The following is a 14631-nucleotide window of genomic DNA, read 5'->3' as shown; positions in this document are numbered from 1 at the left end:
CCCATAGTGCCACCAGATCCGGTGGCGGGGCGCAGCTACTCCGTAGACTCCGCGGCTTCGCGCGGCGCGGGGCTCATGCGCTGGGAAATCACGCGGGTCACTCCGTCGCCGCGCATAGTCACACCGTAGAGCACGTTCGCGACATCCATCGTGGGTTTCTGGTGGGTGATCACGATGAGCTGCGAGTCTTCGCGGAGTTCTTCGAGGAGAGCGATGAGGCGGCGGAGGTTGACGTCGTCAAGCGCTGCTTCGACCTCGTCAAGGACGTAGAACGGGCTGGGGCGCGCGCGGAAGATGGCTACGAGCATGGCGAGCGCGGTGAGCGATTTCTCGCCGCCGGACAGAAGCGAGAGGCGTTTGACCTTCTTGCCGGGCGGGCGCGCTTCGATCTCGATGCCGGTGGTGAGCATGTCGGAGGGGTCGGTGAGCAGAAGGCGCGCCTCGCCGCCGGGGAACAGCGTCTGGAACACCCGCGGGAATTCACGTTCGACGTCGTGCCACGCGTCGGTGAAGAGCTGCAGAATTTGCTTGTCGACATCCTCGATCACCCCCGCCAGGTCCTTCCGCGCCTGGACCACGTCGGCGAGTTGGGTGGACAGGAAGCTGTAGCGCTCCTCGAGCGCCTTGTACTCCTCCAGCGCCAGGGGATTGACTTTGCCGAGCGCGGCGAGGTCCCTTTCCGCCTTCTTGAGGCGCTTGTTCTCCTCGGCTTCGTCGAAGTCCTCAGCGGGCGTGTAATCGGCGAGGAGATCGTCGATGGCGATGCCGAGCTGCTCGACGATCTTCGTTTCGGCCTCGTCGATGCGCACTTGCGCCTGCTCACGGGCAATGTCGGCGGCGTGCGAGGTGTCACCGAGGCGGGCGAGCTGCTGGCGCAAAGCGCTGACCTTCTCGCGGGCCTGGGATTGGCGTGCGGCGAGCTGTTTCACGTCGGCGGCCAACGTGTCGCGGCGATGCGTGGCGCGCTCGAGGGAGTCGGCGATGCGCGAGGCGAGGTCGCGGGCATGTCCGGCGACAGCCTCGGCGAGCTCGGCCTGAGCACGTTTACGCGCCATCGCGGCGTCGTGACGGGCTTTCGCCTGGCGCTCGTGCTCCGCTTGACGACGAAGCGCCGCTCCCCTGCCCGCAACATTGTCCACCGCTTGCTGGGCGGAACGCGCCGCGAGCGTGGCTTCCATTTCCGCGGAACGGGCCTCGGTCAGTGCGGCGTTGGCTTCGTCGCGGGCGGTCGCGTCGGCCTCCTCGTCCGAGTCGGGGCGCTCCACGCGGGAGAGGCGGTCGCGGGTCTCGGCCAGGGCCTTCTCGCGTCCGCTGAGGCGGATATCCGCCTCGTTGGCCTGTTTCGCGGAACTGGCATGCTGCTTCTGCGCCTGCTCCGCCTGCTTGATCAAACGCTGGTGGTCGCGCTTCCACGAATCGGCCTGCGCGTCGTGCTCTTTGAGCGCGGCCTTGGCGGATGCGGCGGCCACGCGGGCCTCCTCCGCGGCGATCTTCGCGCCTTCGAGGGTGCCGGAAAGCTCATCCAGCTGCGCCTGTGCTTTTTCCAGCTCGGAAGTAGCGGATTCAATCTGAGCGGCGACCTCCACGCTCGACGCACCGCCGGAACCGGCGGCGAGCCAGCCTTCGCCCACGACGACGCCGTCGAGGGTCACCGCGCGCAGGCGCGGGTCATCGGCGACGGCACGGCGGGCGGCGGCCACATCGTCGGCAAGCACGACGTCGACGAGAATGCGGGTGATGGGGCCGACAACCTCGTCGTCGAGCGTGACGTGGTCGAGCAGCCAAGTGGCGCCGGCAGGCGGGGTACCGTCGAGGCGCCACGAGCGGCCGCCTGAAGTTGTGTCCACTACCACGCCGCGCGAGGCCCCGCCGAGCTGCTCAGCGATCATATCTGTGTCGACGTCGCCGGCGAGTGCCTCCGCATGCGCGCCGAGGGCCGTCGCGAGTGCCTTCTCCATCCCCTTGGCTGGTTTCATGCGGTCGGCGACAGGCGAGAAGGCCGCGCCGAGCACATCGGCGGCCTCGGCGACGGGAGCGGTCTCGCTGAGCGTCGCGATGCGCGCCGACAACGAGTACACCGCCTTCTCCCTCGACTTCTGCTCTGCGCGCAGCTGCTCCAGGCGCTGTTCGGCTGCTTCCGCCTCCGCGGCAGCGCGCACATGGGCGTTTTCCAGTGGTTCGCGTCCGCGGGCAATCTCGGCGATTTTCTCCGCGGCGGACTGTGCTTCCGCATCAGCTTCCTGGGCCCGCGCGCGGGTCTCGTCGGCTGCGGCTGCGAGCCGCTCGATCTCCTGCTTCGCGCTCTCGACAGCTGCGACCTGACTCTCCTCCTGGGCGAGCAGGCGCACCACGCCTTCACGCCGGTCGGCGATCGCGCGTACCTGGGCCATATGTTCCGCCTCCGCGGCGCGGGCCTTTTCAGCCAGTTCCTCAACGCGGGCGGCGATGTCTTTGCGCTTCTGCTCGGCTTTCTCGTATTCGGCCAAAGCGTTGGCGTGCTGCTGCTCGGCGCGCTCCGCACGTGCGACCAGATCGTCGGGGTCCTGGCCGCGGTACTCGGTGGTGTCCCCCACATGCGAGGCGCGCTCGGTGGCAATACGCAGGGTTGCGGACGTGCGCTCCGCCAGAGACGACAACCCGAACCACAACTGCTGCGCATGCTCGGAATTCACCGCTGCAGCAGAATGCAGTTCCTCCACCTCCCCCTGGTGCGCTTCAGCGTCGGCGAGCTGCCCGGTCACGGTCTCGACCTGCTGGGCATGGAGGTTGGCGGTGCGCGCGGCGTCGTCAAGCGATGCCCGGAGCGTGACCACCTTGTGGCCCGCAAGACGCAGACGCGCATCACGGACATCCGCCTGCACGGTCGCTGCGCGCTGCGCGGCCTCGGCCTGGCGCGCCAGCGGTTTGAGCTGCTTCCCCAGCTCGTCGGTGAGATCTGTCAGGCGGTCGAGATTCGCCTGCATGCCCGTGAGTTTGCGCTGGGCCTTCTCGCGGCGGCGGCGGTGCTTGAGCACGCCAGCCGCTTCCTCAATGAACGCGCGGCGGTCCTCCGGGCGCGACTCGAGAATCTCGTTGAGTTTTCCCTGCCCGACGATGATGTGCATCTCACGGCCGATGCCCGAGTCGGACAGCAGCTCCTGGATATCCATCAGGCGCGCCTTCGCCCCGTTGATCTCGTACTCGCTGGCTCCGTCGCGGAACATGCGACGCGTGATGGCCACCTGCGAATACTCGATCGGCAGCCTGCCGTCAGTGTTATCGAAAGTCAGCGTCACTTCCGCTCGTCCGAGCTGCTTGCGCTCCCCCGCGCCAGCGAAGATGACGTCCTCCATCTTCCCGCCGCGCAGATTCTTCGCGCCCTGCTCCCCCATCACCCAGGCAAGAGCATCCACCACGTTCGACTTACCGGATCCGTTCGGACCGACGACCGCGCAAATGCCCGGCTCGAATTTCATCGTCGTCGCAGACGCGAAAGACTTGAATCCTCTAAGCGTCAGCGAAGTCAGGTGCATTGCACCAATATTACCGAATCGCGCCCCGACCTTGAACTTCTCCGGACACGGCGGCTGTGTCACGCCACGTTTTACAACCTGATCGCGATCTACCCGTATGCACGCGAGTACATTTCGGATGCCACGCGCCGGATGGGCCTTCCGGCGTTGGTTCTGGACCTGTTGAAGCGGTAGGCCTACCGCTCTTCGAAGCCGGTCGCGCCGCGCGGTTCGCTGTACTGCGGCACGACGGCGCGCACTTCGCCGGGACGCCTAGCTGTCGAGGGTTGCTCTTCAAGTAGGGCGAGGAGCTTGTCGATGTCCGCCTGCTCCCCTTCCGCCACCACTTCCACGCGTCCGTCGCGCAGGTTCTTCGCGTAGCCGGCGAGTCCGAGTTCGAGGGCGCGGCTGCGCGTCCACCAGCGGAAGCCGACCCCCTGGACGCGGCCGGAGACGAAAGCTGTCATTCGTGTGGTGCTCATGCGCACCACACTAGCCTTAGATGCGGGTGAGCCCGCCCTCGTCGGTGCCGTCGGCCGCACCTTCGCGGCGCGCCTCGTCGACGGCCACACGGTCCTCGGCGCTGCGGCGGGTGACCGGGTCGGAACCGTCCCAGAACTCGACGTTCTTGAGCTCCGGCAGCATGTCGCGGTGGAAGACTGGGTCAAGGCCCTGAGCGCGCTGCTCGCTGAAGTTCTTCAGCAGCTTGAAGGCGATACCGCCGAGCGGGACGATCGCGATCAGGTTGATGAACACCATCGTGGCGGCCATCGTGTCGCCGAGCGCCCACACGAGCGGCAGGGAGCCGAAGGCGCCGAAGATGACGAAGCCGATCACGCCCAGACGGAAGACGGTCAGCACCGACTTCTTCTTGGTCAGGTACTCCACATTCGCCTGCGCGAGGTAGTAGTTGCCGATCACGGAGGAGAACGCCAGGAAGAACAACACGAAGGTGATGAAGTGCGTGCCCCATGCGCCGACGGAATCCGACAGCGAAGCCTGCGTCAGGGCGGCGCCCTGCACTTCCTCGCCGTAGATCGGTGCCGGGCCGAGAAGAATGATCAAAGCGGTGATCGAGCAGACGATCAGGGTGTCGAAGTAGACGCCCAGTGTCTGGACCAGGCCCTGCTTGACCGGGTGGGACACCGTCGCGGTCGCGGCGGCGTTCGGGGCGGAGCCCTGGCCGGCCTCGTTAGAGAACAGGCCACGGCGCATGCCGTACGTGAAGGCGTGGCCGACAGTCGCGCCTGCGACCTCCTTGATTCCGAGGGCGTGCTCGACGATGAGGGCGAACATGCCGGGAATCTCGCGGTAGTTGACCACAAGAACCACCAGGCCGATGAGAATGTAGGCGCCGGCCATGAACGGAACGACGATCTGGGTGACGTTGGCGATGCGGGTGACACCGCCGAAGATCACCAAGGCAGTCACGATGGCCACGCCGGCGGCGACGGCGCTCTTCAGTGTGTTCGAATCAGTGCCCAGGGAGCCGCCGACGGACTCCACGATGGAGTTGGTCTGGATGGCGTTGTAGACGAAGCCGTAGGTAACCGAGATGGCCACGGCGAAGATGACGGCCAGCGGCTTCCACTTCTCGCCGAGGCCGCGCGTGATGTAGTAAAGCAGGGCCACCGTGGTAATTGCCCTGGGCATCCTTGGTCTTCCACAGCTGGGCCAGGGTCGACTCGACGAAGGCCGTCGCGCCGCCGACTAGGGCGATGATCCACATCCAGAACACAGCACCCGGGCCGCCCATGGTGATCGCGAGGGCCACACCCGCGATATTGCCAGTTCCCACGCGCGAAGCGGCGGAGATGGTGAAGGCCTTGAAAGCGGAGATACCGCCGTATTCCTCGTCGAGGTCGCGGCCGTCGTGGTCTTTGCCTTTCGGGCTCTCCGCCACGGCCTTGAACATGTCGGGCAGCATGCGCAGCTGCACGAAGATGGTGCGCAGCCCGAAATAGATACCCGCCGCGAGAAGCAGGAACGGGATCACCTTCCACAGGTTGTCGTTGACGATATCCGTCACGAACGACTCAATTTTTTCATGCGGGGAATTCTATACGGCCCTAGGGCGTGCCAACGATTTCTCGGCGGCCGGTCAGCGGAGAGTCAGCGCGTCTGGCAAGACGGGCAATAATAACTCGATCGGCCGTTGACGACGGTGCGGATGATCGGCGTACCGCAGCGCGCGCAGGGTTCACCGGCTTGGCCGTAAGCGTTCAGGGAACGAGAGAAGTAGCCGGAAGCGCCGTTGACGTTCACATAGAGGGAATCGAAGCTGGTGCCGCCCGCTTCGAGCGCGCGGGCCATGACAGCGTGCGATTCCTCGAGCAGGGCAACGGCATCGCGCTGGCGCAGCGCCTTGCCTTTGCGTGTGGGCTTGACCCCTGCTGCCCACATCGCCTCATCGGCGTAGATGGAGCCGATTCCGCTGACCACAGACTGATCCAGCAAAAGCGATTTCACAGCCACATTCTTCTTGCGCATGGCGCGGGCGGTGGCCACCGGATCGAAGTCGGGTTCAAAAGGATCGGCCGCGATGTGCGGAATGGTGGTGGGGATGGGGCGGCCCCGACCGGAAACAGTGAGCGGCACATACTGCCACGACCCGAAGGTGCGCTGGTCGACGAAGTCGAGCTCCTTGATTCCATCAGGGCTGTGCAGCTGCGCACGGATGCGCAGATGGGGGCTGTCCACCACACCAGGCTCCCCCACCAGCATCTGCCCCGACATGCGGAGGTGGACGAGCAGCGCGGCACCGTCGGAAAGCGTCAGCCACAGGAATTTTCCGCGGCGGTCGGTCCCGGTGATGGTCAGGCCGGGCAGCACCTCGGCAAGATCGACTTCGTTGCCGCGGACGGCGCGGGGGTGGAGCACGTTGATCTCACCGAATGCCGCGCCGACGACGTGGGTGTCGAGGCCGCGGCGCACCACCTCCACTTCGGGAAGTTCCGGCACAGCCTATTCCCGCCTAAGAGCGATGGTTTCCGGGTGGTCTTTGAGGAAGAAGAAGGCTTCGCGGGCCGCGTTCTGCTCGGCGGTCTTCTTGTTGTGGCCGCGTCCGGTGCCGCGGGAGGTGCCGTCGATAAGCGCGTGCGCGGTGAAGACCTGCTCGTGCTCCGGGCCTTCGGCGGTGGCGGTGTAGACCGGCGGGTGGCCGCCCAGCTCTGCGACGCGCTCCTGCAACTCCGTCTTCCAGTCCTGGATCCAGTGTGCGTTGTCGATCTTGTCCTTGAAGAGGCGCAGGATCACGTCACGGGTGCAGTTGAAACCGTGCTGGCGGTAAATCGCGCCGAGGACTGCCTCGGTTGTGTCCGCGAGGATCGAGTCCTTGTCGCGACCGCCGGTGGTCTCCTCGCCCTTGCCCAGCAGAATGTGCGCGCCGAGCCCAATTTCGCGGGCGACGTCGGCGAGACCGTAGCGGGACACGATGCGGGCGCGCATCGGCGACAGGTCTGATTCAGGGCGCGACGGAAAGCGCTCGAACAGCGCGTTCGCAATGGTCAGACCAAGCACCGCGTCACCGACGAACTCGAGGCGCTCGTTGTTCGGTAGTGTCCCGTGCTCGTTCGCGAACGAGCGGTGCGTCAACGCAAGGCGCAGGATGTCCGGTTCGATCTCGACACCGAGCTTGTCCAGCAGCGGTGTGTGGTCAACAGCGGCGAACGCTTCGGCCAAGGCCTGGTCGCCGGGAATCTTGTTCTTCTTCGCGCGTGGCACGTGACCCCCAGTTACTTCCCGGAGCCTGTTTCAGCGCCAGCGTTCGTGCTGTCACCGCCATCGCCGCCGGTGAGGAATTTCTCCAGGCCGGCCCAGCGTGGATCCACCAGATCGTTCTCTTCGCCCGACACTCCGTCGGCGCTCGGCACCTCGGAATCCTCCGGGCACTCCGGCTCGCACACCGGGTTGAACGGCAGGCTCAACCCGACCTCGTCGACGAACGCTTGCTCCAAGTTAACGGTGTCGTCGATGATCTGCGGGACATCGTCGCCGGAACCTTCGTCCTCGGAGGTGACGTCATCGCCGGTGATGAAGTCGTCGGAACCCGAGAACACCTGGGAGACGGTGATGGTCTCTGTCGGGGTCAGCTCACGGAGGCAGCGCACGCACTGGCCTTTGAGCTGTACCGTCGCCGTAGCGTCGACAAGCACGCCCTCACCGAGCGGCGTGACAGTCGATTCGACGCTGATTTCCTGCCCTTCCGGGATGGCGATCATTTCCGGGCCGATGCGCGACGGCGACGGGCCTGTCTGGGTGGTGGTCACCGGAAGCCCGTCGCCGCGCTGGGCGGCCGAGACATCCACAATAAACGGGTTAGTAGCCATAACGCACCCCAGAATACATTGAGGAAAACCTGCGGCTCATCCACGCCGGGATGCCGCCGGGAAAAGCGGTTTTAGTGCCCGCGCGGGTAGCCGCGGTCGTCGCGGACTTCCCTAGCGTCACGGGCGTCACGGGTGTCACGGACTTCACGGACATCGCGCGCACCGCGCTCGTAGCGGCCGGAGGCACCCGCGCCGTGGCGGAGGGCGGAGCGGTCGGAGGTGACGGTGCGCAAAACACCGGTGAGGGTCTCCTCAAATTCGGCGAGTTTCCCGTCGACGTACTCGTCGCACTCGTTGCGCAGGCGGCTGGACTCCGCGTGGGCGGACTCGACGATCCGGTGGGCTTCTTCGTCGGCGCGGCGGGTGACCTCAGCCTCGGTCACCAGGCGCTGCTGCTCCTCCAGACCCTCAGCAACGGAGCGGTCGTAGGACTCGTTGCCGTCTGCGACGAGTCGCTCCGCTTCACGACGAGCACGCTCCACCAGCTGTTCCGCCTCGTCCCGCGCACGGGTGACCGTGTTGTTGGCGTCCTCCTCCGCATTGGCGACCATCAGGGTCGAACGCTGCTGGGCATCGCTCAGCATGGATTCGGATTCATTGTGGGCATCGCCGACCAGGCGCTGGGCTTCACCTTCCGCGTCCCCGATAATCGCGTCCGCGCGGTCCTCGGCGCCGCGCAGGATCTCGTCCTGCTTATCCAGCACGTCCTGCGCGTCGTCGATCTCGACGGGGAAGGCGTTGCGGATGTCGTCGAGAAGCGCAAGCACTTCATTGCGCGGAACCATGCAGTTCGACGTCATCGGAACGCCGTAGGCCTGTTCGACGGTGTTGACCAGTTCATCGAGAGCTTCAAATACGCGGTACATGAGCCCAACAGTACTGGTAATACAACGAACGCCCCGGCAAGCCGGGGCGCGTGTCCTGCGATGGGCAGTGAAGTTCAGGCGCTAGATGACACCCTGGGCCAGCATCGCGTCGGCGACCTTCTTGAAGCCGGCGATATTGGCGCCCACCACATAGTCGCCCTCATGGCCGTATTCGGCCGCGGTGGCGGAGGTGTTGCGGAAGATATTCTCCATGATGTCCTTCAAACGGTTGTCGGTGTACTCGAAATTCCACGAGTCGCGCGACGCGTTCTGCTGCATCTCCAGTGCAGAGGTGGCTACACCGCCGGCGTTGGCTGCCTTGCCCGGCAGGAAGTGGATCTTGTTCTCGCGGAAGACTTCGATCGCCTCAGCGGTCGACGGCATGTTGGCACCCTCGGCAACATACTTGACGCCGTTGGCCACCAGCTTCTTCGCGTGCTCGCCGTCGAGCTCGTTCTGGGTCGCGCACGGCAGAGCGACATCGGCCTTGAGGTCCCAGATGGAGCCGTCGCTGTGGAAGGTCGCGTCCTCGATCTGCTCGGCGTACTCGGAGACGCGGCCGCGGCGGACTTCCTTGATCTCCTTGAGGAGCTTCACGTCGACGCCGTTCGGGGTGTCGACCCACCCGGACGAGTCGGAGAAGCCCACGACAGTCGCGCCGAGCTCCTGCGCCTTCGCGATTGCGTAAATGGCCACGTTGCCGGAACCGGAGACGATGACCTTGGCGCCGCTGAGGGAATCACCGTTTTCCTGCATCATCTGGTTGTTGATGTAGACGGTGCCGTAACCGGTGGCCTCGGTGCGCACGAGGGAGCCGCCCCAAGTCAGTCCCTTACCCGTCAATACGCCGGACTCGTGCTTATTGGTCAGGCGGCGGTACTGGCCGAAGAGGTAGCCGATCTCGCGGCCGCCCACGCCAATGTCACCGGCGGGGACGTCGCGGTACTCGCCGACGTGGCGGTGCAGCTCAGTCATGAAGGACTGGCAGAAGCGCATGATCTCAGCGTCCGACTTGCCCTTCGGATCGAAGTCGGAGCCGCCCTTGCCGCCGCCGATGGGCAGGCCGGTCAGGGAGTTCTTGAAAATCTGCTCGAAACCGAGGAACTTGATAATGCCCAGGTTCACTGACGGGTGGAAGCGCAGGCCGCCCTTGTAGGGGCCGAGCGCGGAGTTGAACTGGACACGGAAGCCACGGTTAACGCGAACTTCGCCATCGTCTGCGACCCACGGAACGCGGAAAATGATCTGCCGCTCCGGCTCGCAGAGGCGCTCAATAAGGCCGTAATCGTTGTAGTGGGGATCCTTGTGCAGAACGATCCGGAGGGAGTCCAGCACTTCGGCAACCGCCTGGTGGAATTCTGGCTCCCCCGCATTGCGCTTCAGGAGTTTGTTGTAGTACCCCGAGATCTGGTCTTCGTTCGACATCACTATCGATCCTTTCTTCCGACTGCTCGATAATTAAAAAACTATAGTCGCGGAAAGAGTGATCGAGTTCTCTTCTCAAGCAAATTGTTAGCATTCGAGGAGCCAAACGCGATAGACATGCGCACCGTCGAGCCGCCGAGAACAACCGGAAGTCAAAGGAGCACAGTTTCCATGTTCAGTTCCCGCCCGATTCCCGATCCGGGCATCCCCGAAGATGAAAGCGCGGGATTACCAGCGAATTTCGTCGCCGACGCACAAACCCTGCGTGTCGCCGTGGCCCCCGATTCCTTCAAGGGATCCGCGACAGCGCAGCAAGCGGCGGAATGGATCGCCGAAGGCATCCAGTCCATTATCCGCGACTGTGACATTGAGCACATTCCTATGGCAGATGGGGGCGAAGGAACATCGGCACTCTTCAGTGGCGAGGTAATCACTCTGCCGACAACGGACGCCGCGGGGCGCCTCACCGAGGCCAGCTACGTCTACAGCGCGGCGGAAGAAACCGCCTATATCGACGTGTCCGCGGCAACAGGATTGCCCGCTGTCAAAGACAATCCGGTCCCGCTCACCGGCGACACCTACGGCACCGGCGTTCTCATCGCGGACGCGCAAACCCGCGGCGCCCGGCGCATCGTGCTCGGCTTGGGCGGCACCGCAACGATCGACGGCGGCACCGGCATCCTCGTCGCCCTTGGCGCCAACCCCCTCAACGCCGACGGCCATCCCCTGCGGCACGGCGGCGGAGCCCTGAGCGACCTGGCGGATTTCGACACCGCCAAGGTGAATATTCCTGCTGCCTCCGTCGAGTGGATTCTCCTGGCGGATTCCGAGTTCCCCGCCACCGGCCCGCACGGCGCGGCGCGGGTCTTCGGCCCGCAGAAAGGTGCGGGACCCGAAGAGGCGGAGAAGGTCGACGCCGCACTCGCCCACCTCTGCGAGGTCACCGGCATCGACCCGGAGCAGCCCGGCTACGGCGCCGCCGGTGGCCTACCCATCGGCATCACCTGGCTGTCCGAACTGATGCACGGCAACCGCGACCACGTCCACGTCGTCTCCGGCGCGCGCACCGTCGCCGCCGCGCAAGGACTGCGCGAGAAAATCGCCGAAGCCAATCTCGTAGTCACCGGCGAAGGAAAATATGACGAGCAGTCCGCCGCGGGCAAGGTCGTCTCAGTGGTCGCCGAACTCGCCGAGGGAACCGGCGCCACGGTCGCCGTGCTCGCCGGCGCATTCGAGGCCGACCTTCCGGAAGGCGTGCTGGCGGTCGAGATCGGCGAGCAGACCGACGATGTGCGCGAACAGCTCACCCGTGCGGGAGCCCAAGCCGCGGTCGACTACCTCAATACCTCGACGGCCCAGGGATAGACCGCGGGCAGTTCGAAATCCATCTGGCGCTCCAGCGCCACGGGGTCTTTAGGCAGCTCGGCTTTCGGCGTGAGCACCCGGGACAGGCCCATGGCCAGCTGGTTGACGGAGCCCGCGCCCTCGGACTCGATGAGGTACCGCTGCACGGCCGCGTCGCCGGGCTCCACACCGCGCTCCTCCTCGTAGACCCGGCGCAGCTGCGCGGTCGTTTCCTCGGGCACGTCGGGTTCCGCCACTCGCGTCACGGAGCCGGAGGTGAGGCGTTCGTGGCGGACGAGGATCTCCACGGCACTGGCGAACGCCTCCTCCACCCGCTTTCCTGCTGCGTCATCGGGAACAAGCACGTCAAACTGGATCGTCGGCATGAGGACAGAGTAGCGAATAGCCTTGGAATGCATGACGCACCCGACGTTTCCTCTGTCGCCCCCTCTATCGGCCTCGCGCGATCCGCTGCAGCGGATGGCGGATGGGACCCTCAAGCAGCTCAACCCGTTCTCGGGCACGCAGGTGTGGACAGTGCCCGGCCGCGGCAACCGTCCCCTGTCTGTGCCGAAAAAGGAGCCGGAGAAGCTCGGGGAGAAAGACTTCACGGATAAGTGCAATTTCTGCGTCGATAAGCAATTTCGCACGCCACCGGAAAAATCCCGAATGGTGCGGCGCGACGGCGGCTGGGAAATTCTGCGGGACCTGCTCCCCGACCAACTCGGCGACACCGAGGCCGCATTCCGCCGCGTGCCCAACCTGTTTGAGATCGTCTCTTACGACTACTGGGCCCAGAATTACGGCTTCAGCATGGACGAGGCCCGCCACAACCAGATGGAGCGCTACCTCGCCGACGACGAAGGGCGCCGCCATGTCCTCGACATCGTGCGCATGCGGTTGACCGCTTCCGGCCAGGACGACAACGTTAGCGAAGAAGAGCTGCTCTCCCACGCTCCCGCGTATTTCGGCGGCGGGCACGACGTGATCGTCGCGCGGCGCCACTACGTGGACGGCGCGACGGAATCCACGCAGCTGGCGTCGTCGGGCACTCTGCCTCTCGCCGAGCACAACGCGTTCATCGTTTTCACCATCGACTCGCTGCGCGACCTCTACGAGCACAACCGCTATGCGCCGTACGTCTCCGTGTTCCAGAACTGGCTGGCGCCCGCGGGCGCCTCGTTCGAGCACCTCCACAAGCAGCTCGTGGCTATCGACGAACGCGGCGTCCAGACCGAGCTCGAAATCGCCAAACTGCGGCAGAACCCGAATATGTACAACGAGTGGGGCGTGAACTACGCCAGCTACCACAACCTCGTCATCGCGGAGAACGACCACGCGGTCATGTGCGCCGGTGTCGGCCACCGCTATCCCACGATCAGCGTGTACTCGAAGTCCGCGGTCCCTGAGCCCTGGCTGCAAACGGACGAAGAGGTCCGTGGCATGTCGGATCTCCTGCACGCCGCGCACGCCGGCACCGGCCCGGAGGTTCCGTGCAACGAGGAATGGCACCACAAACCGGTCGACTTGGATGTGCCCATGCCGTGGCGCATCAACATCAAGTGGCGCGTGTCCGTCCTCGCCGGCTTCGAAGGCGGCACGAAAGTGAACGTGAACACCATCTCCCCGTACGACCTCCGTGACCGCATGGTCAGCAGCTTGTACCGCCTCCGCGACGAGGGCAAGGTCGCGGCCGACATCCGTATCGCCACCGAGTGCGCGCCCGCCCGCAACGTGCTGCGGTACAACCCGGTTCTCTGGCGCTGACCGACCAGCGCCCCCACAACCGGAGCCACGCCTAGACTGGGCTGTCGCACGACCAAGACCGTCTATCCACCCCCACCACTACCGAGGAGGACCTGAAATACATGCCCGCCCATGCTGATCTGAGCGCGATCAAGGAGATTCTGCGGAACTACACAGTTGATCCCGCATGGCAGCGCGAGCTGTACGAGTACCTGCACGCGCACCCGGAGCTGTCCATGCAGGAAGAGAACACCCACAACCGCATCCTCAAGGAGCTCGAGCGCTTCGACTGCCGGGTCATCGCACCGATCGGCGGGTACGGCATCGTCGCCGTGTTCCACAACGGCGAGCCGACGCACGGCTCCGCGGGACCGACGGTGCTCTTCCGTGCGGATTTCGACGGCCTCCCGGTAACAGAGACCACCGGCGCGCCGTACGCGTCGCGCGACACCGCCAAGCGCGCCGACGGCACCGAGGTCGGCCTCATGCACGCCTGCGGCCACGACATGCACGTGACTGCCCTGCTGGGCCTGTGCGACATCATGGACAACAACAGGGAACACTGGTCCGGCACGTTCGTCGCCCTCTTCCAGCCCGGTGAGGAAATCGGCCGCGGCGCCACCGAGATGATCACCGACCGGTTGACCGACCGCGTCCCCCGGCCGGATATCTGCCTGGGCCAGCACGTGATGCCGGGCCGCGCGGGCCAGGTGCAGACGAAGCCCGGCCCCCAGTTCGCCGCGTGCGATTCCATCCGCATCCGCATCCCCGGCCGCGGCGCCCACGGCTCGATGCCGCACGCCGCGGTGGACCCTACGTATACCGCCGCCCACATCATCCTGCGCCTGCAGGGCATTGTCGGCCGCGAGGTGGCACCGAAGGACTTCGCGGTGGTCTCCGTCGGCCAGATCAACGCCGGAACAACGAACAACATCATCCCGGACCACGCAGAGCTGGTGCTCAACTGCCGCTTCTACAGCGACACGGTCAAGCACAAGGTCTACGAAGCGATCCAGCGCGTCGTCATCGCCGAGTGCGAGGCCTCCGGCATCAAAGACGAGCCGCACTTCGAGTTTTTCGCCCACGGCGAGCTCCTGGACAACGACCGCGGGGCGTTCATGACCGTGCGCGAAACCTTCGACGAGGTGTTCGGCCCGGACTCGGTGGACTCGCAGCCGTCGACGGTCTCGGAGGATTTCTCCAATATCCCGCTCGCATTCGGTGTGCCGTACATTTTCTGGCTCATCGGTTCCACCCCGCGCACCGTGTGGGACAAGGCAGTCGCCGAGGACCGCGTGATCACCGATGTTCCGGTCAACCACATGCCCACCTTCCTGCCCGAGTACGAGCCCACGGTCTACGCCGCCACCAACGCCGCCGCCGCGGCGGTGCTGACCTACTTGGCGAACCCGCTCGAGCGCCAGCCTTAGA

General features: G+C 65.3%; 11 protein-coding genes and 1 pseudogene. 3 read left to right on the top strand and 9 right to left on the bottom strand.

Going from position 1 to position 14631, the window contains the following annotated elements; all coding sequences use genetic code 11:
- Positions 1-35: 35 nt before the first annotated feature.
- The 8 genes and pseudogenes from smc to gdhA form a co-directional block, all read right to left on the bottom strand.
- Entirely contained in the window at positions 36-3512 is a 3477-nt protein-coding gene (gene smc / locus QYR03_RS00755) for a chromosome segregation protein SMC (protein ID WP_301712253.1), read from the bottom strand.
- Between the two features lie 176 nt (positions 3513-3688).
- Entirely contained in the window at positions 3689-3973 is a 285-nt protein-coding gene (locus QYR03_RS00750; RefSeq protein ID WP_301712252.1) for an acylphosphatase, read from the bottom strand.
- Positions 3974-3989: 16 nt separating this feature from the next.
- Positions 3990-5532 (bottom strand): annotated as a pseudogene (locus tag QYR03_RS00745) (alanine/glycine:cation symporter family protein).
- A 71-nt stretch (positions 5533-5603) separates the two neighbouring features.
- Positions 5604-6452: a bifunctional DNA-formamidopyrimidine glycosylase/DNA-(apurinic or apyrimidinic site) lyase gene (mutM, locus tag QYR03_RS00740; RefSeq protein WP_301712251.1), complete on the bottom strand. Its 849-nt coding sequence runs from the start codon at positions 6450-6452 to the stop codon at positions 5604-5606.
- Positions 6453-6455: 3 nt separating this feature from the next.
- Positions 6456-7214, bottom strand: coding sequence for a ribonuclease III (gene rnc, locus QYR03_RS00735; protein WP_301712250.1), 759 nt, complete (start codon positions 7212-7214; stop codon positions 6456-6458).
- A gap of 11 nt (positions 7215-7225) precedes the next feature.
- Positions 7226-7819 carry a DUF177 domain-containing protein gene (locus QYR03_RS00730; protein WP_301712249.1) on the bottom strand — a complete coding sequence of 198 codons (594 nt, stop codon included), beginning with the start codon at positions 7817-7819 and terminating at the stop codon, positions 7226-7228.
- Between the two features lie 71 nt (positions 7820-7890).
- Positions 7891-8685 carry a DivIVA domain-containing protein gene (locus QYR03_RS00725; RefSeq protein WP_301712248.1) on the bottom strand — a complete coding sequence of 265 codons (795 nt, stop codon included), beginning with the start codon at positions 8683-8685 and terminating at the stop codon, positions 7891-7893.
- 81 nt (positions 8686-8766) lie between these two features.
- The gene (gdhA, locus tag QYR03_RS00720; RefSeq protein ID WP_301712247.1) at positions 8767-10110 is read right to left on the bottom strand and encodes an NADP-specific glutamate dehydrogenase; all 1344 of its coding nucleotides are present in this window, start codon (positions 10108-10110) and stop codon (positions 8767-8769) included.
- Between the two features lie 171 nt (positions 10111-10281).
- Between gdhA and QYR03_RS00715 the strand changes: the two genes are divergently transcribed.
- Positions 10282-11475, top strand: coding sequence for a glycerate kinase (locus QYR03_RS00715; protein ID WP_301712246.1), 1194 nt, complete (start codon positions 10282-10284; stop codon positions 11473-11475).
- Here QYR03_RS00715 and QYR03_RS00710 read toward each other — a convergent pair.
- Positions 11445-11840 (bottom strand): hypothetical protein, encoded by a 396-nt coding sequence (locus tag QYR03_RS00710; protein ID WP_301712245.1) that lies wholly within the window; start codon positions 11838-11840, stop codon positions 11445-11447. The two genes, QYR03_RS00715 and QYR03_RS00710, sit on opposite strands and share 31 nt — an antisense overlap.
- Positions 11841-11871: 31 nt before the next feature.
- On the opposite strand from QYR03_RS00710, the gene QYR03_RS00705 reads away from it, so the two are divergent.
- Positions 11872-13221 (top strand): DUF4921 family protein, encoded by a 1350-nt coding sequence (locus QYR03_RS00705; protein WP_301712244.1) that lies wholly within the window; start codon positions 11872-11874, stop codon positions 13219-13221.
- 119 nt (positions 13222-13340) lie between these two features.
- Positions 13341-14630: an amidohydrolase gene (locus QYR03_RS00700; protein WP_301712436.1), complete on the top strand. Its 1290-nt coding sequence runs from the start codon at positions 13341-13343 to the stop codon at positions 14628-14630.
- The last annotated feature ends 1 nt before the right edge of the window (position 14631 follow it).

Source organism: Corynebacterium sp. P4-C1 (assembly GCF_030503595.1).
Lineage (GTDB): Bacteria > Actinomycetota > Actinomycetes > Mycobacteriales > Mycobacteriaceae > Corynebacterium.
The sequence above is the reverse complement of the archived record's forward strand: the minus strand, read 5'-3'. Positions and strand labels throughout refer to the sequence as shown.

What these genes read in the sequence shown, in the direction of transcription:
- QYR03_RS00750 (WP_301712252.1), bottom strand. Translation starts at nt 3,973, where the DNA reads ATGAGCACCACACGAATGACAGCTTTCGTCTCCGGCCGCGTCCAGGGG.
- QYR03_RS00725 (WP_301712248.1), bottom strand. Translation starts at nt 8,685, where the DNA reads ATGTACCGCGTATTTGAAGCTCTCGATGAACTGGTCAACACCGTCGAA.
- QYR03_RS00710 (WP_301712245.1), bottom strand. Translation starts at nt 11,840, where the DNA reads ATGCCGACGATCCAGTTTGACGTGCTTGTTCCCGATGACGCAGCAGGA.
- gdhA (WP_301712247.1), bottom strand. Translation starts at nt 10,110, where the DNA reads ATGTCGAACGAAGACCAGATCTCGGGGTACTACAACAAACTCCTGAAG.
- smc (WP_301712253.1), bottom strand. Translation starts at nt 3,512, where the DNA reads ATGCACCTGACTTCGCTGACGCTTAGAGGATTCAAGTCTTTCGCGTCT.
- QYR03_RS00705 (WP_301712244.1), top strand. Translation starts at nt 11,872, where the DNA reads ATGACGCACCCGACGTTTCCTCTGTCGCCCCCTCTATCGGCCTCGCGC.
- QYR03_RS00715 (WP_301712246.1), top strand. Translation starts at nt 10,282, where the DNA reads ATGTTCAGTTCCCGCCCGATTCCCGATCCGGGCATCCCCGAAGATGAA.
- QYR03_RS00730 (WP_301712249.1), bottom strand. Translation starts at nt 7,819, where the DNA reads ATGGCTACTAACCCGTTTATTGTGGATGTCTCGGCCGCCCAGCGCGGC.